The sequence below is a fragment of the Cereibacter johrii genome (assembly GCF_001720585.1).
Classification (GTDB): domain Bacteria; phylum Pseudomonadota; class Alphaproteobacteria; order Rhodobacterales; family Rhodobacteraceae; genus Cereibacter_A; species Cereibacter_A johrii.
In genome coordinates, this window is record NZ_MABH01000166.1 from 1 (window position 1) to 21,112 (window position 21,112).

General features: G+C 70.3%; 20 protein-coding genes and 1 pseudogene. 6 read left to right on the plus strand and 15 right to left on the minus strand.

Going from position 1 to position 21,112, the window contains the following annotated elements; all coding sequences use genetic code 11:
- Nucleotides 1–354 (plus strand): annotated as a pseudogene (locus tag A9O63_RS15665) (alpha/beta hydrolase); the annotation flags it as partial.
- On the opposite strand, the gene A9O63_RS15670 reads toward A9O63_RS15665, so the two are convergent.
- The 3 genes from A9O63_RS15670 to ubiA all read right to left on the minus strand — a co-directional run bounded on the left by A9O63_RS15670 (nucleotide 341) and on the right by ubiA (nucleotide 3,823).
- Complete coding sequence (locus A9O63_RS15670) at nucleotides 341–664, minus strand: hypothetical protein (protein WP_015921396.1); 324 nt, start codon at nucleotides 662–664, stop codon at nucleotides 341–343. The pseudogene A9O63_RS15665 and the gene A9O63_RS15670 overlap by 14 nt on opposite strands.
- A gap of 129 nt (nucleotides 665–793) precedes the next feature.
- Nucleotides 794–2,752 carry an OmpA family protein gene (locus tag A9O63_RS15675; protein WP_069332782.1) on the minus strand — a complete coding sequence of 653 codons (1,959 nt, stop codon included), beginning with the start codon at nucleotides 2,750–2,752 and terminating at the stop codon, nucleotides 794–796.
- Between the two features lie 69 nt (nucleotides 2,753–2,821).
- Nucleotides 2,822–3,823, minus strand: a complete 1,002-nt coding sequence (ubiA, locus tag A9O63_RS15680) for a 4-hydroxybenzoate octaprenyltransferase (RefSeq protein WP_069332783.1) — start codon at nucleotides 3,821–3,823, stop codon at nucleotides 2,822–2,824.
- Nucleotides 3,824–3,834: 11 nt separating this feature from the next.
- Between ubiA and A9O63_RS15685 the strand changes: the two genes are divergently transcribed.
- From A9O63_RS15685 to A9O63_RS15695, 3 genes are read left to right on the plus strand one after another with little or no spacing between them, the layout of a single operon-like run.
- Nucleotides 3,835–4,608, plus strand: coding sequence for a 16S rRNA (uracil(1498)-N(3))-methyltransferase (locus A9O63_RS15685; RefSeq protein WP_069332784.1), 774 nt, complete (start codon nucleotides 3,835–3,837; stop codon nucleotides 4,606–4,608).
- Complete coding sequence (locus tag A9O63_RS15690) at nucleotides 4,605–5,171, plus strand: hypothetical protein (protein ID WP_069332785.1); 567 nt, start codon at nucleotides 4,605–4,607, stop codon at nucleotides 5,169–5,171. The genes A9O63_RS15685 and A9O63_RS15690 overlap by 4 nt, the downstream gene beginning before the upstream one ends.
- A gap of 52 nt (nucleotides 5,172–5,223) precedes the next feature.
- Nucleotides 5,224–6,588 carry a glutamate--cysteine ligase gene (locus A9O63_RS15695; RefSeq protein ID WP_069332786.1) on the plus strand — a complete coding sequence of 455 codons (1,365 nt, stop codon included), beginning with the start codon at nucleotides 5,224–5,226 and terminating at the stop codon, nucleotides 6,586–6,588.
- 103 nt (nucleotides 6,589–6,691) lie between these two features.
- On the opposite strand, the gene plsY is transcribed toward A9O63_RS15695, so the two are convergent.
- From plsY to A9O63_RS15710, 3 genes are all read right to left on the minus strand, one after another.
- Nucleotides 6,692–7,297 carry a glycerol-3-phosphate 1-O-acyltransferase PlsY gene (plsY, locus tag A9O63_RS15700; protein ID WP_069332787.1) on the minus strand — a complete coding sequence of 202 codons (606 nt, stop codon included), beginning with the start codon at nucleotides 7,295–7,297 and terminating at the stop codon, nucleotides 6,692–6,694.
- Nucleotides 7,298–7,521: 224 nt separating this feature from the next.
- Nucleotides 7,522–8,799: a dihydroorotase gene (gene pyrC, locus A9O63_RS15705; RefSeq protein ID WP_069332788.1), complete on the minus strand. Its 1,278-nt coding sequence runs from the start codon at nucleotides 8,797–8,799 to the stop codon at nucleotides 7,522–7,524.
- Nucleotides 8,796–9,758, minus strand: coding sequence for an aspartate carbamoyltransferase catalytic subunit (locus tag A9O63_RS15710; RefSeq protein ID WP_002721320.1), 963 nt, complete (start codon nucleotides 9,756–9,758; stop codon nucleotides 8,796–8,798). Before A9O63_RS15710 ends, pyrC begins: the two co-directional genes overlap by 4 nt.
- Before the next feature lie 116 nt (nucleotides 9,759–9,874).
- Here A9O63_RS15710 and A9O63_RS15715 point away from each other — a divergent pair, with 116 nt between their 5' ends.
- The gene (locus tag A9O63_RS15715; RefSeq protein ID WP_069332789.1) at nucleotides 9,875–10,660 is read left to right on the plus strand and encodes a uracil-DNA glycosylase; all 786 of its coding nucleotides are present in this window, start codon (nucleotides 9,875–9,877) and stop codon (nucleotides 10,658–10,660) included.
- 190 nt (nucleotides 10,661–10,850) lie between these two features.
- On the opposite strand, the gene A9O63_RS15720 is transcribed toward A9O63_RS15715, so the two are convergent.
- Complete coding sequence (locus tag A9O63_RS15720) at nucleotides 10,851–11,648, minus strand: protein-disulfide reductase DsbD domain-containing protein (RefSeq protein ID WP_069332790.1); 798 nt, start codon at nucleotides 11,646–11,648, stop codon at nucleotides 10,851–10,853.
- A gap of 138 nt (nucleotides 11,649–11,786) precedes the next feature.
- On the opposite strand from A9O63_RS15720, the gene A9O63_RS15725 reads away from it, so the two are divergent.
- Nucleotides 11,787–12,341, plus strand: coding sequence for a YqgE/AlgH family protein (locus A9O63_RS15725; RefSeq protein WP_002721317.1), 555 nt, complete (start codon nucleotides 11,787–11,789; stop codon nucleotides 12,339–12,341).
- 53 nt (nucleotides 12,342–12,394) lie between these two features.
- Here the strand turns inward: A9O63_RS15725 and nhaD are convergent, their stop codons facing one another.
- The 8 genes from nhaD to A9O63_RS15765 form a co-directional block, all read right to left on the minus strand.
- A complete protein-coding gene (gene nhaD / locus A9O63_RS15730; RefSeq protein WP_069332791.1) occupies nucleotides 12,395–13,693 on the minus strand; it encodes a sodium:proton antiporter NhaD in 1,299 nt (432 codons plus the stop codon).
- A 133-nt stretch (nucleotides 13,694–13,826) separates the two neighbouring features.
- A complete protein-coding gene (locus A9O63_RS15735) occupies nucleotides 13,827–14,213 on the minus strand; it encodes a Na+/H+ antiporter subunit G (protein ID WP_002721315.1) in 387 nt (128 codons plus the stop codon).
- 5 nt (nucleotides 14,214–14,218) lie between these two features.
- On the minus strand, nucleotides 14,219–14,488 hold the full coding sequence (locus tag A9O63_RS15740) for a K+/H+ antiporter subunit F (RefSeq protein WP_002721312.1): 270 nt from the start codon (nucleotides 14,486–14,488) through the stop codon (nucleotides 14,219–14,221).
- A complete protein-coding gene (locus A9O63_RS15745; RefSeq protein WP_069332792.1) occupies nucleotides 14,485–14,976 on the minus strand; it encodes a Na+/H+ antiporter subunit E in 492 nt (163 codons plus the stop codon). Before A9O63_RS15745 ends, A9O63_RS15740 begins: the two co-directional genes overlap by 4 nt.
- Nucleotides 14,973–16,484: a monovalent cation/H+ antiporter subunit D gene (locus A9O63_RS15750; protein WP_069332793.1), complete on the minus strand. Its 1,512-nt coding sequence runs from the start codon at nucleotides 16,482–16,484 to the stop codon at nucleotides 14,973–14,975. The genes A9O63_RS15745 and A9O63_RS15750 overlap by 4 nt, the downstream gene beginning before the upstream one ends.
- Nucleotides 16,481–16,816: a Na+/H+ antiporter subunit C gene (locus A9O63_RS15755; protein ID WP_069332794.1), complete on the minus strand. Its 336-nt coding sequence runs from the start codon at nucleotides 16,814–16,816 to the stop codon at nucleotides 16,481–16,483. Before A9O63_RS15755 ends, A9O63_RS15750 begins: the two co-directional genes overlap by 4 nt.
- Complete coding sequence (locus tag A9O63_RS15760) at nucleotides 16,816–19,665, minus strand: monovalent cation/H+ antiporter subunit A (RefSeq protein ID WP_069332795.1); 2,850 nt, start codon at nucleotides 19,663–19,665, stop codon at nucleotides 16,816–16,818. The genes A9O63_RS15755 and A9O63_RS15760 overlap by 1 nt, the downstream gene beginning before the upstream one ends.
- A 125-nt stretch (nucleotides 19,666–19,790) precedes the next feature.
- Nucleotides 19,791–21,014, minus strand: a complete 1,224-nt coding sequence (locus A9O63_RS15765) for an ROK family transcriptional regulator (protein ID WP_069332796.1) — start codon at nucleotides 21,012–21,014, stop codon at nucleotides 19,791–19,793.
- Nucleotides 21,015–21,112: the final 98 nt, after the last annotated feature.

The window sequence follows — 21,112 nt, forward strand, 5'->3', positions numbered from 1 at the left end:
GCGCCCGATCTCGCGGCGCGGCTGCTGCGCTGCGTGCCGATCTCGCCCTTGTCCGAGCTGGAGCCGCTGATCCCCACCGCCATGAACGACACGTTGCGGCTCGATCCGGCCGAGGCCGCGACCGAGAGCCCCGCCCGCGCCGCGCGCCGCCCCACGACCGCCGTCACCGTCCATGTGGGCGGGCAGGAGCGGCCCGCCTTCCTGTGGCAGGCGCGGCTTCTGTCGGAGGCCTGGTCCTGCCCCTGGCATGTGGAGCCGGGGCGGCATCATTTCGACGTGATCGATGCGCTGGCCGATCCGGCCTCGCGGCTGGTGGCCGATCTGCTGGGCTCCGGCGAGGTCAGCCGGCCCTGATCCGGTCGATATAGTCGCGCAGTTCCTCGGTTTCCGCGCGGGCCTCGCGCAGACCGTCCATCGTGGCGCGCAGCTCGGCCTCGGTCTGCGCCAGCTGCGCGCCGAGTTCGGCCTCGCGGCTTTCGAGATAGAGCACCGCCTGATCGCGCTGTTCCTCGGCCTCGTGGAGATGCTGGGCCAGCCGGTCCACCTCGGACATGTCGCCCGTCACGCGCGAGAAGCGGCTGACGAGCCAGTGGGCGAGCCAGCCCATGCCGAAGGCCACGAACAGGATGACGGCAGTCGCGATGATGAATTCGGTGCGGTTCATGCTCTTCTCGGTCGGTTGCCCGTCAGGGGCGCGTCGGGTGGTCCCTCCGGCCAGAGCCGGAGGCGGGCGGCCGGGCGGCGCTCCCGATCCGGCCCCTCGTGCGGCGGGGGTCCCCGGACGGGGCCCCGGTCAGTCCTCCTCGGGACGGCGCTTCGGGCGCAGCGTCATTTCGGCCGGCGCCGCCGAGGGCTCGTCGTCCGCAGCGGCCTCCGTGCCGTCGGCCGGCGTGGCTTCCGCCGTTTCCTCCACGACCGGAGCCGCGTCGTCAACCGGATTGCCGTCCTCGCCCAGCAACGTGAACTCGATCCGGCGGTTGGCCTCGCGGCCCTCCTCGTTGCCGTTGTCGGCGATCGGGCGCTCTTCGCCGTAGCCCACGGCCTTCATCCGGCCCACGTCCACGCGCCGGCCCTGCAGCGCGAGAAGCACCGCCTCGGCCCGGGCCTGGCTCAGGGCCTTGTTGCCGCCCTCGCTGCCCTGGCTGTCGGTATGGCCCGAGATCTCGAGCGGCATGGCCTTGCAGACCTTGAACACCTCGGCCAGCCCGTCGAGCGTGCCCCGCGCGCTCCGGTCGATCTCGGCCGAGCCCGGTTCGAAGGTGATCTTCTGCCCGGCGAGCACGCGGCGGATGCGGGACATGCATTCCTGCGGGGTGGGCAGCGCGGCCTCGGGGTCGAACTTCTTGTCGTAGACGATATCCACCTTGAAGCTGCGGCCCTGGCCCAGCCGTGCCGACAGCACCTGCGAAATGCGGCCGCTGGCCTGTTTCGAGCCGGTGACCCCGGTCACCTCGACCGTGTCGGCCCGCACCAGAAGCTCGCCCGAATGAAGCTGCGCCAGCGACTCGAGCCCCGCGAGGACCCGCGTGGGCCAGCCCTCGGGCAGTTCGCCGTCGAGCCGCGTCGCGCTGCGCACCTTGCTCGCGCCGAACTGGGCGCGGGCGAAACTGTCCACCGCCTTGCGCGTCAGCTCGTCGGTCACGCGCCCCGACAGCTCGACCCGGCCCTGATCCGACAGGCTGGCGCGGAACTCGGCCGGGCCCTCGGCCACCGCCTGCGGGGCAGGGGGCAGCGTCGCTTCGAGCGAGAAGACCTTGGGCAGCGCCGCCTCGAGCGCGCCCACCGCCCGGTCGAACTGGGCGCGCGGCGTGCCGGGCTTGCCCTCCAGCGTCACGTCGGCATCCGAGAAGGTCACGCTGCCCGCGCCGAGCTCGGCCACGGTCCGCACGCCCGCCTCGGCGGCCTCCGCCCAGCGGGGCGAGGGCACGCCCAGCCCGATGGTGCAGGTGGTCTCGTCGGTCACGCCGGCCGCGGTGCCGGCGGCGAGGATCCGGTCGCGCGCCCGCGTCGTGTCGGCCGAACAGGCGTCGAAGCGGGCGCCCTCCTCGTCCATCACGAAGCGCAGCGTGAAGGGCGTGAGCACCGGCCGCGGCGCCGAGATGTTCATGACGAGCTCCAGCCCCTCGGGCGCGAGCCGCAAAAGCTGCCCCTCGAGCTTGCGCTTCTCGTCCTCGCTGTTCGAGATGGCGGTGATCGAGACCCGGTCGGCATCGACCGAGATCTTGGATTGCGGCAGGAGGCGCAGGGCCTCGAGCCCGAAGGCGAGCGCCGGGGACCAGCCCTCGGGCGTCGGGAAATCGGCCGTCTCCAGCATGTCGGCCACCTGAAGCCCGGTGCCGAGGCCGCGCGCGGCATTGACCAGATCCTCGGTGCCGCCCGCCTCGGGCAGCAGGCCGATCAGCGACACGCCATCGTCGTTGCGCAGCATCTCGACCGAGAAGCGCGGCGCCTCGATCTCGCGCACGGGCGTCACCTCGAGCGCGTCGCGCAGCCGCGTGGCATCGACCGCGCCCCCCGCGAGGTTCACGGCGCGGAAGCGCGTGGCCTCGTTCGGGGCGGTGCCGCGCAGCCAGACCTGCAGCCCGTCGGCATGGACCTCGACGAAGGTGAGGCCCGCGGCGGTGAGCCGGGACTGCACGGCCTCGACGGAACGGTTCTCGATCACGGTCGCGGCCCAGGAGGCCCCCACCACGGCAAGCGCCGCGGCCGTGAGGAAGGCGGCGGAGGCAAGGAGGCTCGGTTTCAGGCGCATGGCGCGGATTCTCCCGTCGAAAGGTCGTCGGTCGTCCCGTGCTTTAGGCGCTGAGCCCCGCCCCTTCAATCAAAGGAGCGCGGCTGTGGCGAGAAACAGCGCAGGGATCAGGCCCGCGTCCCGGTTCGAGCGGAAGAGCCGGAGGCAGCGCCCGGTGTCCTCGGTGTCGAGCCGGGCGATCTGCCAGGTCATGTGGGCGCCGAAGCCCCAGACGCCTGCGAGTGCGATCACGAGTTGGAGGCCAGAGCCCTGCGGCAGCACGGCCAGCAGCACGGCGAGCGTCATCAGGAGCGTCGCCGCCATCATGAAGGCCACGAGCCACTTGCCCGTATGCTGCCCGAAGAGCCGCGCGGTCGAGCGCACCCCGATCAGTGCATCGTCCTCCTTGTCCTGATGGGCGTAGATCGTGTCGTAGAACAGCGTCCAGGCGATCCCCGAGGCATAGAGCGCCACCGGCGCCCATCCGAGACTGCCGGCATGGGCGGCCCAGAGAAGCAGCGCGCCCCAGTTGAAGGCGAGCCCAAGGAAGGCCTGCGGCCACCAGGTGAAGCGCTTGGCGAAGGGATAGATGCAGACGAGGGCGAGCGAGGCCACGCCCAGCAGGATCGCGGTGCCGTTGAAGCTGAAGAGGATGAGCGAGGCCACCAGCGCCTGCACCACCATCCAGACCGCCGCGGCCTTCGCACTGACCTGCCCCGAGGGGATCGGGCGCGAGCGGGTGCGCGCCACGGCCGCGTCGAAGTCGCGGTCGGTGATGTCGTTCCAGGTGCAGCCCGCTCCGCGCATGAGGAAGGCGCCGACCGCGCTGCCGATCACGAGCCAGAGGTCGAGCGGCCGGTAGCCCTCGGGGTCGGCCAGCGCCGCCAGCGCCACCGCCCAGAAGCAGGGGATCAGCAGAAGCCATGTCCCGATCGGCCGGTCGGCGCGCGACAGGCGCAGATAGGGCCGCGTCGCGGCGGGCGCGAGCCTGTCGACCCAGTTTCCGGGCGGGGCATCGGCCACCGTGCCCTGCGTCGTCCCGGCCGCCGGTCCCCCGGCGGGAGCCTCTGGCGCTTGGCGCGGCTGCTGCATAAGGTGCCCCCATGTCGGATGCGAAAGTCAGGCTTTATGTAGAGCAGCCCCTCGGACCCGGGCAACCCGTTCCTCTGACGCAGGATCAGGCCCATTACCTGTTCGGGGTCATGCGGCTGGCGCGGGGGGCGGCGGTGTCCCTTTTCAACGGCCGGGACGGCGAGTGGCGCGCCGAGGTGTCCGAGGCGGGCAAGCGGGGCGGCACGCTCCTCTGCACGCACCAGACCGCGCCGCTCCGTCTGCCGCCCGACCTCTGGCTCCTGTTCGCGCCGATCAAGAAGGCGCGCACCGATTTCATCGTCGAAAAGGCGGCCGAGATGGGCGCGGCGCGGATCCTGCCGGTGCAGACCCGCTTCACCAATTCCGAGCGGATCCGGCAGGACCGGCTGCAGGCCCATGCCGTCGAGGCGGCGGAACAATGCGGCGGCACCTTCGTGCCCGAGGTGGCCGATCTGGCGAGCCTCGAGCGGCTCCTGGCCGACTGGCCGGCCGAACGGCGGATCATGTGGTGCGACGAGAGCCTCGTGGGGGCGCGGGCGGGGCTTCTCGAGGCCGCGGGCGGCCTTGAGGCGCGCGGCTTCGAGGAGCCGCCGAAGCGGCCGTCGCCCGGGCCCTGGGCCATCCTGATCGGGCCCGAGGGCGGCTTTTCGGAGGAGGAGCAGGCGCGCCTCCGCCGGATGGAGCAGGTGGTGCCCGTGAGCCTCGGCCCGCGCATCCTGCGCGCGGATACGGCGGCGGTGGCGGCGCTCACGCTCTGGCAGTCGGTGCTCGGAGACTGGCTGTGAGCTTTCTGCGGCCGGAGGTGGAGGGGCTCCTCCTCCGCTGGCGCGAACCTGCCGCGGCGGCGGCCGCGATGGCCGGGGCGCTCTGGCTCGGCTCGCTGGGCGGGTGGTTCTTCGTGCCGCTGGGCGGGCTCGCCTTCGCCGTGGCCGCGGGCTGGGCGGTGATCGCGCTCCGCCGGATGCGCTTCGGCCAGAGCGGCGGGGCGGCCGGCCTCGTCGAACTGGACGAGGGCCAGATCGGCTATCTCGGCCCGGACTGGGGCGGCTATGTGGCCCTCGACGATCTCGAGGAGTTGCGCCTCGTCCTCATCCGGGGAGAGCGGCACTGGCGGCTGCGCCAGTCGGACGGGCAGCTCCTGTCCATTCCCGTGGGCGCCGAGGGGGCTCACCGCCTGTTCGACGCTTTCGCGGCCCTGCCCGGCCTCGACACGAGCCGCCTGCTCGCGGCCCTCTCCGGGCCTGCGGAGGCGCCGGCGCCGGGCGGCAATGTCATCAGCCTTTCGTCGCAAGCCCCGCCGGCAGGGCAGCTGATCTGGCGGAGGCCCTCGCGCGCGGTCTTGACTTGACTGCGACGACGCGACAGGTCTTGCGTCCCGAACAAGCGATCGGAGCGCGTGCATGTCCATTCCCCAGTCCGGCGGCGGGCCGATCGAGAGTTACGAGCAGTTGGCGGCCTATATGGAAGCGGGCTGCAAGCCGGCGCAGGACTGGCGCATCGGCACCGAGCACGAGAAGTTCGGCTATCTGACCGCCGACCTGAAGCCGCTGCCCTACGAGGGGGCGGCCTCGGTGCGCGCCATCCTCGAAGGCCTGCGCGACCGGTTCGGCTGGGAGCCGGTCATGGAGCGGGATGCGATCATCGGGCTCCAGCGCGACGGCGCCAATGTCTCGCTGGAACCGGGGGGGCAGCTGGAGCTGTCGGGCGCGCCGCTCCTGTCGGTGCATGAGACCAAGGCGGAGCTCGAGAGCCACCTGCGCGAGGTGGCCGAGGTGGCGGGACCGATGGGCGTGCGCTTCATGGGCGTGGGCGCGGCCCCGATCTGGAGCCACGAGGAGATGCCGGTGATGCCCAAGGGGCGCTACCGGCTGATGACCGATTACATGGGGCGCGTGGGCACCCACGGCACCCAGATGATGTATCGCACCTGCACCGTGCAGGTGAATCTCGACTATGGCTCGGAAGCCGACATGGTGAAGAAGCTGCGCGTCGCGCTGGCGCTGCAGCCGGTCGCCACCGCGCTCTTCGCCTCGTCGCCCTTCTTCGACGGCCGTGTGAACGGCCACAAGAGCTGGCGCTCGCGCATCTGGCGCAGCCTCGACGCCTCGCGCACGGGCATGCTGCCCTTCGCCTTCGAGGAGGGGATGGGCTTCCAGCGCTATGTGGACTGGGTGCTCGATGTGCCCATGTATTTCGTCTACCGCGATGGGCAGTATATCGACGCGCTGGGCCAGTCGTTCCGCGACTTCCTGAAGGGCGAACTGCCCGCGCTGCCGGGCGAGAAGCCCACGCTGTCGGACTGGGCCGATCACATGACCACGGTCTTTCCCGAGGCGCGGGTGAAGAAATACATCGAGATGCGCGGGGCCGACGCGGGCCCGCTGTCGCATCTGGTGGCGCTGCCCGCCTTCTGGGTCGGGCTCATGTATGACGGCGCGGCCCTCGATGCCGCCTGGGATCTCGCCCGGGACTGGAGCGCGGAGACCCGCGAGGGGCTGCGCGTGGCGGCTTCGGTCGACGGGCTGCAGGGCGAGGCGGGGGGCGTGCGGCTCCTCGACGTGGCCCGCGAGGCGGTGGCGATCGCCGAGGGCGGGCTCCGCGCCCGGGCGCTGGCGGGCGAGGGACTGGCCGACGAGGCGGGCCATCTCGAGGTGCTGGCCGAGAGCGTGGCCTCGGGGCGGACGGTGGCGGATCTGCTGCTCGAGCGGTTCCACGGCCCCTGGGAGGGCGACCTGCGCCGGATCTATCCCGACATGAGCTACTGAGCGGGCCTGCGGCGCCCCGGATCGCGGACCCGGCCGGGGGTGCCGGCTCGGGGGGCATCGAGCCCCCCCTCGCCGGCGCTGCCGCGGACCGGCCCCCGGGCGGTTACTTCTTCCCGATCCGCGGCTCGGTGCCCGCGAGGATCCGGCGGATGTTCGCATGGTGGCGGATGAAGATCAGCACCGCGAGCACCGCCCCCAGCGCCGCCATCTGGCCGAAGCCCAGCAGGATCATCCAGAGGACACCGCTCGCCGCAGCCACGAGGGCCGAGAGCGAGGAGATCCGGCCCAAGGCCGCGGTCGCGAGCCAGGTGAGGCAGCAGGCAAGGCCCACGGGCCAGGCGAGCGCCAGGAGCGTGCCGAGGAAGGTCGCGACCCCCTTGCCGCCGCGGAAGCCGAGCCAGACCGGAAAGAGGTGCCCCAGAAACGAGGTGAAGGCCGCAAGCTGCGCCGCATCCTCGCCCACGGCCGCGCGCGCGATCAGCACGGCGATGGCGCCCTTGCCCGAATCGAGGAGCAGCGTGGCCAGCGCCGCGGGCTTGTTGCCCGTCCGGAGCACGTTGGTGGCGCCGATATTGCCCGAGCCGATCTTGCGCAGGTCGCCCAGCCCCAGCGCGCGGGTGATGACGATGCCGAACGGGATCGAGCCGAGCAGATAGCCCAGCACCCCCGTCAGGATCAGCGCCCAAAGGCCGCTTTCGATGGCCGGCATCTCACTCACTCCCGCTCTGCTGGTCCCGGGCGCCGGGACGGATCTGCTCTATTCTGGTCCGGCCGAGGCCCCGGCGCGAAGGGGGCGTGCCGCCGCAGGCCCAGGTTATGAAGATGGCCTGCCGTCGCAGGCCGGGGTTGCGAGGATGGCCTGTTGCCCGCAGGCCGGGCCCCGAGGATGGCCTGCCGTTCGCGAAGCGCGAATGACAGGCCGGGGGCGATGGCTCATTCGCCCGCGGCGTAGACCCGGCGGCCGCCGACATAGGTCGCGAGCACCCGCCCCTCCATCCGCTGCCCGTCGAAGGGCGTGTTCTTCGATTTCGAGCGCAGGGTGAAGCGGTCGAGCACGAAGGGCGCGTCGGGGTCGAAGAGCACGAGATCGGCGGGCGCCCCCTCTGAGAGCCGCCCTTGCGGCAGGCCGAGCCGCCGTGCGGGGTTGAGCGCCATGGCCCGGAAGAGCTGCGGCAGGGTCAGGAGGCCCGCATGGTAGAGCCGGAGGGCCGCGGGCAGGAAGGTCTCGAGCGCCACGGCACCCCAGGCGGCTTCCTCGAAGGGCAGGCGCTTCGACTCCTCGTCCTGCGGCGTGTGCATCGAGGAGATGATGTCGATCAGCCCCGAGCCCACCGCCTCGACCATCGCGAGCCGGTCCTCTTCCGAGCGCAGCGGCGGCTTCAGCTTGAAGAAGGTGCGGTAGTCGCCGACATCGAACTCGTTCAGCGTCAGGTGGTGGATGCCCACGCCCGCCGTCACGTCGAGCCCGTTGGCCTTGGCCCGCTCGAGCGCGGGCAGGGTGCGGGCGGTGGTGACCTGGTCGGCGTGGTAGCGCACGCCCGACATCTCGACCAGCGCCATGTCGCGGTCGAAGCCCATGCGCTCGGCCATCGGATGGACGGCCGGGATGCCGCGCAGGCTCGCGAACTTGCCGTTGGTGGCGGAAGCGCCGGCCGAAAGTCCCGGATCCTGCGGATGGCCGATCACGAGCGCGCCGAGGCTGCGGGCATAGGTCATGCAGCGGGCGGCGACCTTGGTGGTCTCGATCACATGGTCGCAGTCGGAGAAGGCCACGGCGCCGGTGTCGAGCAGGAAGCCGAGCTCGACCATCTCGCGCCCCTCGCGGCCCTTGGTCAGCGCCGCCATGTGGCGGATGCGGACCGGGCTCGCCTCGGCGGCGCGGCGGGTGACGAATTCCAGCACCTCGGGCGTGTCGATGGCGGGCAGCGTGTCGGGGCGCGCGACGATCGTGGTGACGCCGCCCGCGGCAGCGGCAAGACCCGCCGAGCGGAAGCTCTCGCGGTGGCGCTCGCCGGGCTCGCCCACCTTCACGCCGAGATCGACGATGCCGGGGGCGAGGCACTTGCCGCCGCAGTCGATCACCTCGGCGCCGGGCGGCGGCTCGAGCGCGCCCACGGCGGCGATGAGGCCGCCCTCGATCAGCAGGTCGCCCTCGGTCTCGGTGCCGGCCTCGGGGTCGATCAGGCGGGCGTTGCTGAGAAGGAGGCTCATGCCATCACCCCCACGGCCGCGCGGCCCCGTTCGGCGCGCAGGTTCCGCGCCAGAAGATCCATGCAGGCCATGCGCACCGCCACCCCCATCTCGACCTGATCCTGGATCACCGAGCGGTTGATGTCGTCGGCAAGTGTGCCGTCGATCTCGACGCCGCGGTTCATCGGGCCCGGATGCATGACGATCGCATCCTCCTTCGCAAAGGCCAGCTTCTCGGCATCGAGCCCGAACCGGTGGTAATATTCGCGCTCGGAGGGGATGAAGGCCCCGTCCATCCGCTCCTTCTGGAGGCGCAGCATCATCACCACGTCGGCACCCTCGAGGCCCTTCTTCATGTCGTCGTAAAGCTCGCAGCCGAACTCGCCCACCCCCGGCGGCATGAGCGTGGGCGGCGCGATCAGCCGCACGCGGTTCTCCATCTTGCCGAGCAGGATCAGGTTCGAGCGCGCCACCCGGCTGTGGGCGATGTCGCCGCAGATGGCGACCGTCAGGCGCTGGATGCGGCCCTTGGCGCGGCGGATGGTGAGCGCATCGAGAAGTGCCTGGGTCGGATGTTCGTGCCGCCCGTCGCCCGCATTGAGGACGGCGCAATTCACCTTGGAGGCCAGAAGGTTGACCGCCCCCGAGGCCGGGTGGCGCACCACGAGGAGATCGGGATGCATCGCGTTCAGCGTCATGGCGGTGTCGAGGAGCGTCTCGCCCTTCTTCACCGAGCTCTGCGCCACCGCCATGTTCATCACATCCGCGCCGAGCCGCTTGCCCGCAAGCTCGAAGCTCGACTGGGTGCGGGTCGAATTCTCGAAGAACATGTTGATCTGGGTCATCCCCGCCAGCGCGTCCGACTGCTTCATCGTGCGGCGGTTGAGATCCACATAACTGTCGGCGAGGTCGAGGACGGAGCGGATCTCGTCGGGGGCCAGATGCTCGATGCCGAGCAGGTGGCGGGCGCGGAAGGTCATGGGCAACTCCCTCGAGGACCGGGCTGCGGCGCTTATAGGAAGGCGGGCCCCGCGGGGCAAGGCGGTTGCCGGGAGGCGGGCCGCGGCCTAGGGTCGGCGCGCGAGTCGGAGGGGCGATGGACGGGCTGGACTGGAACGCGGCGCTGGCGGCGCTGGCCTGGCAGGTGGATCTCGGCGCGACCGAGGCGATCCTCGATGCGCCGGTGAACCGCTACGAGCTGGGCGACGCGCAGCCGGTGCCGAAGGCTGCTGCCGCCGCCGCGGTGGCGGCGACGGCCGCGCTCGATCCGGTTGCAGCGGCCGATCCGGTGGAGGAAGCGCGGCGCGCGGCCGCGGCGGCGCCCACCCTCGAGGCGCTGCGGGAGGCGATGGCGGCCTACGACCATTGCGATCTGAAGCGGGGCGCGCGGAACACGGTCTTCTGCGACGGCAATCCGGCGGCGCGGCTGATGCTGATCGGCGAGGCGCCGGGGCGGGAGGAGGATGCGGCGGGCCGGCCCTTCGTGGGCCGGGCGGGGCAGCTTCTCGACCGGATGTTCGCGGCGATCGGCCTCGCCCGCACGAGCCCGGACCCGGCTAGCGCGCTCTATATCACCAATGTGATGCCCTGGCGGCCGCCGCAGAATCGCGATCCCTCGGCGGAGGAGGTGGCGATGATGACGCCCTTCCTCGCGCGGCATGTGGAGCTGGCCGCGCCCGACCTGATCGTGGTGACGGGAAACACGGCCTGTGCGGCGCTGCTGGGGCGGACGGGCATCACCCGGCTCCGCGGCCGCTGGGCCGAGGCCTGGGGCCGGCCGGTGATGCCGATGTGCCATCCGGCCTATCTGTTGCGCAATCCCGAGGCCAAGCGCGAGGCCTGGGCGGATCTTCTGGAGGTGAAGGCGCGGCTCGCGCGCTGAGGCGGGCGCGAGCGGGGTCCCCGGACATGGAAGCCCGTAGCGGGGGGAGCCGATCCCGGCACAGCGGGACTCAGTGTGCCCAAAGCAGGACGGCGGACAGCGCGGCGGCCGGGCGGTGCCGCGCGGGGAGGACGCCGCGCCGGGGGCATCGAGCCCCCGCCCCGGCGGCCGCAGCCGCGGCGGTCCCGCCTCAGGGGGCCGGGCAGCCCCGGATCTCGACCGCGCGGCGGTCGCCCAGAACGGTGAGCGTCACCGCCGAGCGGTCGAGGGCGAAGGGCGCGCCGTCCGGCCCGACCATGTCGGACACGGCGACGAGCCGGGCCCCCTGCCGGGAGGTGACCGCCTCGGAGGTCCAGATCTCGGGCGTTCCGGGCTCCATCACCACCATCTCGTCGCCACCCGTCGCGGGGAGGTCGAGCTCGGCCGTGAGCCGCAGCCCGTCGTCGATCGGGTCCACCCGGCAGGCCACCCGGCCCACGCCCGCCTCGCGGCCGGTTTCGGGGCGCGACCGGAGCGCGGCCGAGATGACCGGATCGGGCGCGCCCACGGGCCCCAGCTCTCCGTCGAGCTCGAATTCGGCGGGAACGCAGATGTCGCGGCAGACGCCCAGATCGACCCGCGCCCTCAGACGGACGGGCTGTCGCGCGTCGCGGGTCTCGACCTCGAAGGGCAGCACCACCTCGTCGCGGTATCCGATGGTCTGCATCCCGTTCAGGCTGAAGACATGCGGCACGGGCCAGTGCATCCGCACGCCGGACACGTTCCGGGAGCCGCTCCAGTCGAATTCGGGCGGGATGCCCGCCTCGCCGGGGCTGCGCCAGTAGGTCTTCCACCCGGGCGCGAGCTTCAGCCGGAGGGCCGCGATATGCCGGCCGCCCTCGCGCCAGCCGGGCAGGAGCTCGGCCTTGAGGATCTGGTCGGGCGGAGTCGCGGCCGCCGGCAGAGCGGCAAGGGCCAGGCACGAGGCGAGGAACAATCGGATCAGCATGGCCGCACAATTCCGCAGCAGGGGTCGGTTGGAAAGTCACAAGTGCGCCAACCTGCCCACGCCTCGCGCGACTGTGGCGGCGCCACCCCCTTGAGCCGGTGCCCGCGCCGCCCCATAGTCGGTAAAAGGGAGGCGCGCATGGATCTCTCAGGAAGCCTGCTCATCGCCATGCCCAGCATGGCAGATCCGCGATTCGAACGCAGCCTCGTGCTGATCTGCGCTCATTCGCCCGACGGCGCTATGGGGCTTGTCATCAACAAGCCGGTGGAAGACCTCAGTTTCGCGGGCATGCTCGAGCAGCTGAACATCCCCCGCGCGCCGAACGGCCGCGACATCCGGGTGCATCTCGGCGGGCCGATGGAGCGGGGACGGGGATTCGTGCTCCATTCGCCCGACTACATGAGCGTGGGGGCCACCATGCTCGTCTCGGGCAAGTTCGGCATGACCGCCACCGTCGACATCCTCGAGGCGCTGGCGCGGGGGCAGGGGCCGAGCTCGGCGCTGATGGCACTGGGCTATTCCGGCTGGGGGCCGGGACAGCTCGAGGCGGAGGTGCAGCGCAACGACTGGCTGACGGCCGAGGCGCCCTCCGAGCTGGTCTTCTCGGACGACGATCCCGGCAAGTGGACCGGGATGCTGCGGCATATGGGGATCGACCCGCTGACGCTCTCGTCCACCGCGGGCCACGCCTGAGCGGCCACCGCGGCGGGGCGGGACGGCCGCGCCCGGAAGGCGCGGCCCGGACCTCAGAAATGGTGCGCGTTGATGAAAAGGTGCGCGCCGATCGAGGCGAAATAGCCGAGCGCAATGGCCCAGGTCCATTTCAGGTGCGCCATGAAGGTGTAGGCGCCCTTGGCCTGCCCCATGAGCGCGACGCCTGCCGCCGAACCGATCGCGAGCATCGAGCCCCCCACGCCGCAGGTGAGCGTGATGAGCAGCCATTCGCCGTGCGACATGGCGGGGTCCATCGTCAGGACCGCGAACATCAGCGGAATGTTGTCGACGATGGCCGAGAGGGCGCCGATGATGATGTTGGCCGCGGTCGGGCCGAGGTCGGTGTAGAGGAGCTCGGAGGCGAGCGTGAGGTAGCCAAGCACGCCCAGCCCGCCCACGGCGAAGATGATGCCGAAGAAGAACAGCAGCGTGTCCCATTCGACCCGCTGGATCTGGTGGAAACTGTCGAGCACCATGTCGTCGTCGCGCCAGCGCGTGCCCTTCTGCTTGAGGACATAGGACCAGATCTGGAGATAGCCGAGGCCCAGCATCATGCCGAGGGCCGGCGGCAGGTTGAGGAAGTTCTTGAAGCTGACGGCGGTCACGATGGTGGCGGCGAAGAGGATCGCCACGCCGAGCGCGCCGGGCTTGGCGCGGATCGTCTCGGTCTGCGCGGCCGGAGTGCCCTTCGGCACGGCGAAGAACAGGATCGCGGCGGGCACCGCCCAGTTCACGAGCGAGGGGATCAGGATGGCGAAGAATTCGAAGAAGTCGAGCTTGCCCTTCTGCCAGACCATCAGGGTGGTGATGTCGCCGAAGGGAGTGAAGGCGCCGCCCGCATTGGCAGCCACGACGATCGAGATGCAGCCGATGGTGACGAAGCGCGGCGAGTGCGAGCCGAGCGCCATGACCACCGTGCCCATCACGAGGGCGGTCGTCAGATTGTCGAGGATGCCGGACAGGAAGAAGGCGAGCATGCCCGTGAGGAGGAACAGGCTGCGGTAGCTGAGCCCCATGCTCACGAGCTTCGCCCGCAGCACCTCGAAGCCGCGCCGCTCCTCGAGCGTGTTCACATAGGTGATGGCGACGAGCAGGAACAGGAACAGCTCGCCATATTCCTCGATGATGTGGGCGGAAAGCTCGTAGGTTTCCTCGCCGCGGCCGGCGATCGCATAGGCCAGCCCGATCAGCAACCAGATGAGGCCCGCGGCCAGCATCACCGGCTTGCTCTTGCGCAGGTGCGTGGCCTCCTCGAACACCACGAGGATGTAGGCAGCCACGAATATGACGAGGGAGAGAATCCCCGCCCAGTGAGACGTCAGATCGAGCATTGGAGGGCGCACCTTTCCGCGGAGCAAAGCTCCTGCTCCAGAAGCATGCGGCCCGCCGCCGGTCAAGCGACGTTAGGTAGCGTCGCGGGGCCGCGCATCGTTTGCAGGCTGCCCGCGAAGCGTCAGCGCAAGGTCAGTCTCCGGGCAGCTTCGGCTCGGGGCCCTTGAAGGTCGGATCGAACGTGGCCCAGTCGCGCTTCGTGCCGGTGTCGGGCAGCTTCTCGCGCGGGATGCTCTGGTGCATGTGGATCTTGCCGAGGAAGAGGGCGGTGATCGGCGCTGTGATGAAGAGGAAGGCGGCGACCAGAAGCTCCTGCCAGGTGAGCGTGTCCTGATAGTGGTAGAGGTCGATCACCGAGGCGATCAGCGCAGCGCCCACCCCCACCGTGGTGGCCTTGGTCGGCGCATGGAGCCGCTGCACCGCATCGCGCAGCCGCAGGAGGCCGAAGCTGCCGATCAGGCCGAAGGTGCCGGCGATGACGAGCAGGGCGGAAATGAGGATCTCGAGGGCCATGTCCATGGGAATCACTCGATGATGTTGCCGCGCAGGACGAACTTCGCGTAGGCCACCGTCGAGACGAAGCCCGTCATCGCGAAGAGCAGCGCGGCCTCGAAGGTCATCGTGCCGCCGCCGCGGATCCCGTAGAGCACGATCAGCGCGATCATGTTGATGACCATCGTATCGAGCGCAAGGATCCGGTCGGCGATGGTCGGCCCCTGCAAGAGCCGCACGAGATTGAACAGGAGCGCCACGCCGAAGCAGCCGAGGGCGTAGGTCAGGGCGAGTGCGATCATGCGAAGATCCTCTTGAGGCGGGCTTCGTAGCGGGTCTTGATCTCCTCGCGCACCGCGTCGGGGTCGGGCGCGTGCAGGCAGTGGACGAGCAGCACCCGTCCGCAGGCCGAGACGTCGGTCACGACCGTCCCGGGCGTGAGGGTGATCGTGCCCGCCAGCATCGAGATCGCCTCGGGCGAGGTGAGCTCGATCGGAACGGCGATCCAGGCCGAGCGGATCCTGTCGGTCGGATAGAACAGCACGATCCTGGCGACCGTGAGATTGGCCTGGATGATATCCCAGATCACCAGAACCACATAGGCCGCGAGGCGCAGCGGGCTTCTGAGCTGGGTCTGTCCCGGCCAGTAGGGCGCCACGAGCAGCGGGATGGCGATCCCGAGCAGCACGGCGAAGACGAGGCTGCCCAGGGCCAGCTTGTTGACGAGCAGCATCCAGACGACGATCAGCGTGACCGTGAGCCAGGGATGGGGAAAGAGCCTGCGGATCATTGCGGCTGCTCCGTGAGGCGGTTCGCGGCGATATAGGGCGTGCGCTCGGCCAGTTCCGAGGCGACCGAGCCGAGCGCGCTCGACACTGGGCCCGCCGCGAGCGTCAGCGCGACGAGAGCGGCGACAAGGCCGCCCACCGCGGCGAAGGACAGCACGTCGGGCTCGTGCGGATCGGCCTCCATCAGCGTTTCATGCGACTTCCAGAACAGGAGGCTGCCCGCCCGCGCGAAGCCCACGATCATCAGGAGCGAGGTCACGAGCACCGTGCCCCAGACAGCCACCATGTTCGGGCCGCGCAGCGCGTCGAGGATCTGGAGCTTGCCGAGGAAGCCCGAGAGCGGCGGCATCCCCGCCAGCGCGATGGCGCCCACGAAGAAGAGCGAGGCGATGAGCCCTTCCTGCGCGATGGGCGGGCGGCGCTGGATCAGGTCTTCGCTGCCGCGCCGTGCAAGCACGAGATCGGCCACGAGGAACAGGACCGCCGTCGCCAGCGTCGAATGCAGGAGGTAGAACAGCGCCGCGGCGGTCGTCTCGGGCGAGAAGCCCGAGATCGCGGTGAAGAGCGTGCCCATCGAGGCGATGGCGCCGAAGGCCACGAGCCGCCCGAGGCTCGCCGCGCCCAGAACGCCCACCGCGCCGAGGGCGAGAGTCACCAGCGCCGCGGGCAAGAGGAGCTCGGCGAAGAAGGCGCCGGTGGCGGGCGTCTCGGGCGGGAAGATCAGGCTGAAGACCCGGATCACCGCATAGGCGCCCACCTTGGTCATGACGGCGAAGAGCGCGGCCACCGGCCCCGGTGCCGAGGCATAGGTGCCGGGCAGCCAGAACTGGAACGGCACCAGCGCGCCCTTGATCGCGAAGACGGCCAGCAGCAGCACGCCCGCGACGCGCAGGATGGCGGCCTCGCCCTCGGGCAGGGTGGCGACCCGCTCGGCCAGATCGGCCATGTTGAGCGTTCCCGTCACCGAGTAGATCGTGGCCAGCGCGAAGAGGAAGAGCGTCGAGCCCACGAGATTGTAGGCCACATATTGCACGCCCGAGCGCAGCCGCGCCCGGCCGCCGCCGTGGATCATGAGCCCGTAGCTCGCGATCAGCAGAACCTCGAAGAAGACGAAGAGGTTGAAGGCGTCGCCCGTCAGGAAGGCGCCGCAGATCCCCATGAGCTGGAACTGGAAGAGCGCGTGGAAATGCTGGCCGCGCCGGTCCCAGCCGCTGCCGATCGCATAGAGCTGCACCATCAGCGCGAGAAAGGCCGTCAGCGCCACCATCATCGCCGCCAGCCGGTCGAGGACCAGCACGATGCCGAAGGGCGCGGGCCAGTTGCCGAGGAAATAGGCCTCGGGCGGGTTGGTGGCGGCGGTGGCCAGCAGGACGGCGGCCACCCCGCAGAGCGCGACGGTCGCGGCCAGCGAGAAGACCCGTTGCAGCACGAGATCGTGGCGCATGAGCAGCACGATCAGGGGCGCGATCACCGCGGGAAGGACGACGGGGGCAATGATCCAGTGGTTCATTGGCCGGCCTCGTCGTCGCTGTCCATCCGGTCGGTGCCGGCCTCGAGGAAGGCGCCGAGCGCCACCATCACGATCACCGCGGTCATGCCGAAGGAGATCACGATGGCCGTCAGCACGAGCGCCTGGGTCAGCGGGTCGGTGTAGCCCTGCGCGGTCTTGGACAGGACCGGCGGCAGCCCGACCGCGAGGCGGCCGGAGGCGAAGATGAAGACGTTCACGGCATAGCTCAGGAGGGCCAGGCCCACGATCACGGGAAAGGTCCGCATCCGCAGGATCAGGTAGATCCCGGCGGCTGTCAGGGTGCCCACGGCGGAAGCGACGAGGATCTCCATCAGCGGTCTCCGAAGCCGTCGCGCGGCAGGTCGATGTCATAGGGCGTGGAGGAACCCTCCTCGCCGGCGCGCACGGCGATCCGCGAGATCGAGGCGAGCGCCAGCAGGACGGCCCCCAGCACGGCGAGGAAGACGCCGGTGTCGAAGATCATGGCGGTGGCCAGTTCGAACTCCTCGAGCGGGGGCAGGTGGACATAGCCGTAGTCCGAGGTCAGGAACGGCCGTCCCGCGAACCAGGCGCCGACCCCGGCCGCGCCGGCGATGAGGACGCCCATCGCGATCAGCGCATGATATTCGACCCGCTTGCGCGCGGCCGTCCAGCCGAAGCCCGAGGCCATGTATTGCATGAGCGCGGCGATGGCCACCACGAGGCCCGCGATGAAGCCGCCGCCCGGCATGTTGTGGCCGCGCAGGAAGATGTAGACGCCCACGACGATCGCCACCGGCAGCATCAGCCGCGTGGCCACCACGAGCATCAGCGGATGGCGGTCGCCCGCGTGCCGATGCTCCTGTGCCCAGGAGAGGAGGCGGCTGTTGGCCGGGCCGGGCCGCAGGATCGTCTCGGTGACGGCGAAGATCACGAGGGCCGCGATGCCCAGCACCGTGATCTCGCCGAACGTGTCGTAGCCCCGGAAGTCGACGAGGATCACGTTGACGACATTGGTGCCGCCGCCGCCCGTCTTGGCATTCGCGAGGTGATAATCCGCGATGGTGGAGAAGGCGAAGTCCCGCGTCATCATCATGTAGATGAGGCAGCCCACGCCGAGGCCCGCACCCGCCGACAGGATCCCGTCGCGGAACCGCCGCGAGGCCGAGCTTTCCATCGGCGTGCGCTTGGGCAGGAAGTTCAGCGCGAGCAGCAGAAGCATCACCGTCGCCACCTCGACGAGGATCTGCGTCAGGGCGAGATCGGGGGCGGAGAGATAGGCGAACCCCATCGAGACGACGAGGCCCACCACGCCCAGCACCACCAGCGCCACCACGCGGTTGTGGTGGAAGAGGACCAGTGTCACGGTCGAGACGATCAGGAGGAGCCAGCCCGCGGCAGGCACCACCTCGACCGGCGTCGGCGCCCGCATTCCGGCCGAATGGCCGCCCGAGAAGAAGGCATAGAGACCCGCCGCGAGAATCGCGAAGGTGGCGATGGCGAAATAGCGGCTGAGCGCCCCGTCATGCAGCCCCGAGGAGAGCCGCCGCGCGAAGGCGGCGAGCGGTTCGACCAGGCCGTCGAACAGGCGCTTGGCCTCGGGGCGCGGAGTGGCGAGCCAGGCGCGCATCAGCGGCGCATGGAGGCCAAGGAGCACGAGGCCGCCGCCGATGGCCGCGACCGACATCCAGAGCGCGGGGGTCAGCCCGTGCCAGTGGTAGATATGGGCATGGACCGCCTCGCCGATGGTGGCGCCCGCCGCCGCATCCACCAGCCAGGCCGCCATCGGCATCGGCGCAAGGCCGATGGCCACGACGAGCGCCGCGAGGAAGGCGGGGGCCGCCCACATGCCGAAGCCCGGATCGTGCGGGCGGTGGGGATAGTCGTCGCGCACCGGCCCGAGGAAGGTGTGGGCCACGAAGCGCAGCGAATAGGCCACCGAGAAGAGCGCGCCCAGCGTGGCGAAGACCGGCATCAGCCAGGCCTGGCCGGACCAGACGGTGTGGGCGGCCTCCTCGAGCATCATCTCCTTCGAGAGGAACCCGTTCAGCGGCGGGATGCCCGCCATCGAGAGCGCCGCGACGGTGCCGATGGTGAAGGGGATGGGCATCAGCTTGCGCAGGCCGCCGAGACGCTTCAGGTCGCGCGTGTGGGCCTCGTGGTCGACGATGCCTGCGGTCATGAAGAGGGCGGCCTTGAAGGTCGCGTGATTGATGATGTGGAAGATGGCGGCGATGGCGGCGGACTTGGTGCCGAAGCCCAGGAGCATCGTGATGAGGCCCAGATGCGAGACGGTCGAGAAGGCGAGAAGCGCCTTCAGATCGTCCTTGAAGAGCGCGATCTTGGCGGCGACGACCATGGTCACGAGGCCGGTGGTGGCGACGAGATAGAACCACTCCGGCGTGCCGGCCAGCGCGGGCCACATCCGCGCCATGAGGAAGAGCCCGGCCTTCACCATCGTGGCCGAATGCAGATAGGCCGAGACCGGCGTGGGCGCGGCCATGGCGTGCGGCAGCCAGAAATGGAACGGGAACTGCGCCGATTTGGTGAAACAGCCGAGCAGGATCAGCACCAGCGCCGGCAGATACCACTCCGAAGCCTGAATCGCGTCCCGGGCCTGAAGGATCACCGTGAGATCGTAGCTGCCCGCGATCTGGCCGAGGATCAGCATCCCCGCGATCATCGAGAGGCCGCCCATGCCGGTGACGGTCAGCGCCATCCGGGCGCCCTGACGGCCCGCGGGCAGATGCTTCCAGTAGCCGATGAGCAGGAAGGAGGAGAGCGAGGTCAGCTCCCAGAAGACGAGGAGCAGAAGGATATTGTCCGACAGGACGATTCCCACCATCGCGCCCTGGAACAGCATGAGATAGCTGTAGAACTGCCCCATCGAATCCTGCCGCGAGAGATAGAAGCGCGCATAGAGGATGATGAGCAGGCCGATCCCGAGGATCAGCCCGGCGAACAGAAGTCCGAGCCCGTCGAGAAAGAAATTCGCATTGAGACCGAGGCCGGGCATCCAGTCGATGCGCGTCTGCACGATCTCGCCCCGGAGCACGGCGGGGGCATGGAGCCCCAGCATCAGAAGCGCGAGGGCGGTGACGCTGCCTGTGACGACGGCGCAGGCGGTGCGACCCGATCGGATCATCAGGCCCGGAAGCAGGGCCCCGAGAAACGGGAGAGCGGCAATCAGAGCCAGAGACATGCCGCCGGCGCCTCCTTTCCGGGTGCGAAAGGTCGTGAGGTCATGAATTTCTTTCACGTTCAGCCAGATTTCGGCCAAATTGGTGTTATGACCTTCACAAGTCAAGCGGCGGCGGCGCGAAAAGGCTAGCTCTCCTGCCCGGCTCCCATGGCCTCGACGAGGTAGCGCTGCGACAGGGGGATCGCAGCCGCTCCGAGAGCGCGGGCCTGGGCGCCGACCGTGCCCTCCCGGATCAGCGGCGGCTCGATGCCCGACAGGTCCAGCCGGTGCAGCGCCGCATGGGTGCGGCGCACGATGTCGGCCCGGATCGCGGGCGGCATCCAGCCGTCGATCACCACCGTCTCCATCTCGACCAGCGCGGCGGCCGAGAGGATGGCCGAGGCGAGGCCGGCCGCCGCCCCCTCGAGCCATTCCTCGAGGATCGGGCCGCTCACCTCCCAGCGCTCGGGATCCTCCCAGAGCGCGGCCGAGGGCTCGCCCGCCCGCTCCATCGCCTCGGCGAGGACGGACATCGACGCCACGTTCAGAAGCCTCCGCATCTGGCCGTCGCGGCCCGGCACCGGCATCGGGCCCACGCCCGCCGCATTGCCCGTCCGCCCCGCGAAGAGATGGCCGTTGAGGACGAGGCCGCCCCCGATGAAATAGGCGAAGTAGAAGTAGAGGAAGTCCTTGGGCCGCCCGCCGCTGCCGAAGACGAGTTCCGCCCCGCAGGCGGCCGTCGCATCGTTGCGGACATGGACGGGCAGGCCGGTCAGGGCGGCGAGCTCGGTCTGGATGTCGCGCGTGCGCCAGGCGTCCATCTCGGCCTGCGGCGCCCCCACATAGCTCACCCAGTTCCAAAGCTGGAACGGCATGGCGATGCCGAGGCCCCCCACGCGCGCCCGCGCCTCTGGCGGCAGGCTCTCCATCAGCCGGGGCAGGATCTCGGCGGTGAAGGCCACCACCGCATCGGGCGTGGGATAGGGATAGAGCCTCCGGCGCGAGGCCACGGGCCGGCCGAGGAAGTCGATCAGCACCAGCTCGGCCGAGCGGCGGCCGATCTTGAGGCCGAGGAAATAGGCGCCCTCCGGCGCGAGCGACATCGGCACCGACGGCTGGCCGATCCGCCCGCGGATCGGCTCGCCCCGGCGCAGGAGGCCGTCGCGCTCGAGCTCGCGCATGATGACCGAGACGGTCTGTGCCGACAGCCCCGTCATCCGCGCGATGTCGGACTTGGCCAGCGCCCCTTCGCGGCGGACGAGCGACAGCACGAGGCGCTCGTTATGCGCGCGCATTCCGCTCTGGTTCGAGCCGCGCAGCCCGGGCTCGGCCCCGCCCGACCGTTCCGCCGTCTCCTGTCCCTGTCTCACCCCGCTCTCCCTGCCCGACGAGCGGGCCTCCCTTATCCATTGGCACGGCGGAGGGCCATCCTGTCAATACTAAATCACTTTGAATTATTTATTGACGC

Bases quoted from the DNA above. Each gene is read 5' to 3' on its own strand.
- A9O63_RS15670 (WP_015921396.1), bottom strand. From the start codon at position 664: ATGAACCGCACCGAATTCATCATCGCGACTGCCGTCATCCTGTTCGTG.
- A9O63_RS15675 (WP_069332782.1), bottom strand. From the start codon at position 2,752: ATGCGCCTGAAACCGAGCCTCCTTGCCTCCGCCGCCTTCCTCACGGCC.
- ubiA (WP_069332783.1), bottom strand. From the start codon at position 3,823: ATGCAGCAGCCGCGCCAAGCGCCAGAGGCTCCCGCCGGGGGACCGGCG.
- A9O63_RS15685 (WP_069332784.1), top strand. From the start codon at position 3,835: ATGTCGGATGCGAAAGTCAGGCTTTATGTAGAGCAGCCCCTCGGACCC.
- A9O63_RS15695 (WP_069332786.1), top strand. From the start codon at position 5,224: ATGTCCATTCCCCAGTCCGGCGGCGGGCCGATCGAGAGTTACGAGCAG.
- plsY (WP_069332787.1), bottom strand. From the start codon at position 7,297: ATGCCGGCCATCGAAAGCGGCCTTTGGGCGCTGATCCTGACGGGGGTG.
- pyrC (WP_069332788.1), bottom strand. From the start codon at position 8,799: ATGAGCCTCCTTCTCAGCAACGCCCGCCTGATCGACCCCGAGGCCGGC.
- A9O63_RS15710 (WP_002721320.1), bottom strand. From the start codon at position 9,758: ATGACCTTCCGCGCCCGCCACCTGCTCGGCATCGAGCATCTGGCCCCC.
- A9O63_RS15715 (WP_069332789.1), top strand. From the start codon at position 9,875: ATGGACGGGCTGGACTGGAACGCGGCGCTGGCGGCGCTGGCCTGGCAG.
- A9O63_RS15720 (WP_069332790.1), bottom strand. From the start codon at position 11,648: ATGCTGATCCGATTGTTCCTCGCCTCGTGCCTGGCCCTTGCCGCTCTG.
- A9O63_RS15725 (WP_002721317.1), top strand. From the start codon at position 11,787: ATGGATCTCTCAGGAAGCCTGCTCATCGCCATGCCCAGCATGGCAGAT.
- nhaD (WP_069332791.1), bottom strand. From the start codon at position 13,693: ATGCTCGATCTGACGTCTCACTGGGCGGGGATTCTCTCCCTCGTCATA.
- A9O63_RS15735 (WP_002721315.1), bottom strand. From the start codon at position 14,213: ATGGACATGGCCCTCGAGATCCTCATTTCCGCCCTGCTCGTCATCGCC.
- A9O63_RS15740 (WP_002721312.1), bottom strand. From the start codon at position 14,488: ATGATCGCACTCGCCCTGACCTACGCCCTCGGCTGCTTCGGCGTGGCG.
- A9O63_RS15745 (WP_069332792.1), bottom strand. From the start codon at position 14,976: ATGATCCGCAGGCTCTTTCCCCATCCCTGGCTCACGGTCACGCTGATC.
- A9O63_RS15750 (WP_069332793.1), bottom strand. From the start codon at position 16,484: ATGAACCACTGGATCATTGCCCCCGTCGTCCTTCCCGCGGTGATCGCG.
- A9O63_RS15755 (WP_069332794.1), bottom strand. From the start codon at position 16,816: ATGGAGATCCTCGTCGCTTCCGCCGTGGGCACCCTGACAGCCGCCGGG.
- A9O63_RS15760 (WP_069332795.1), bottom strand. From the start codon at position 19,665: ATGTCTCTGGCTCTGATTGCCGCTCTCCCGTTTCTCGGGGCCCTGCTT.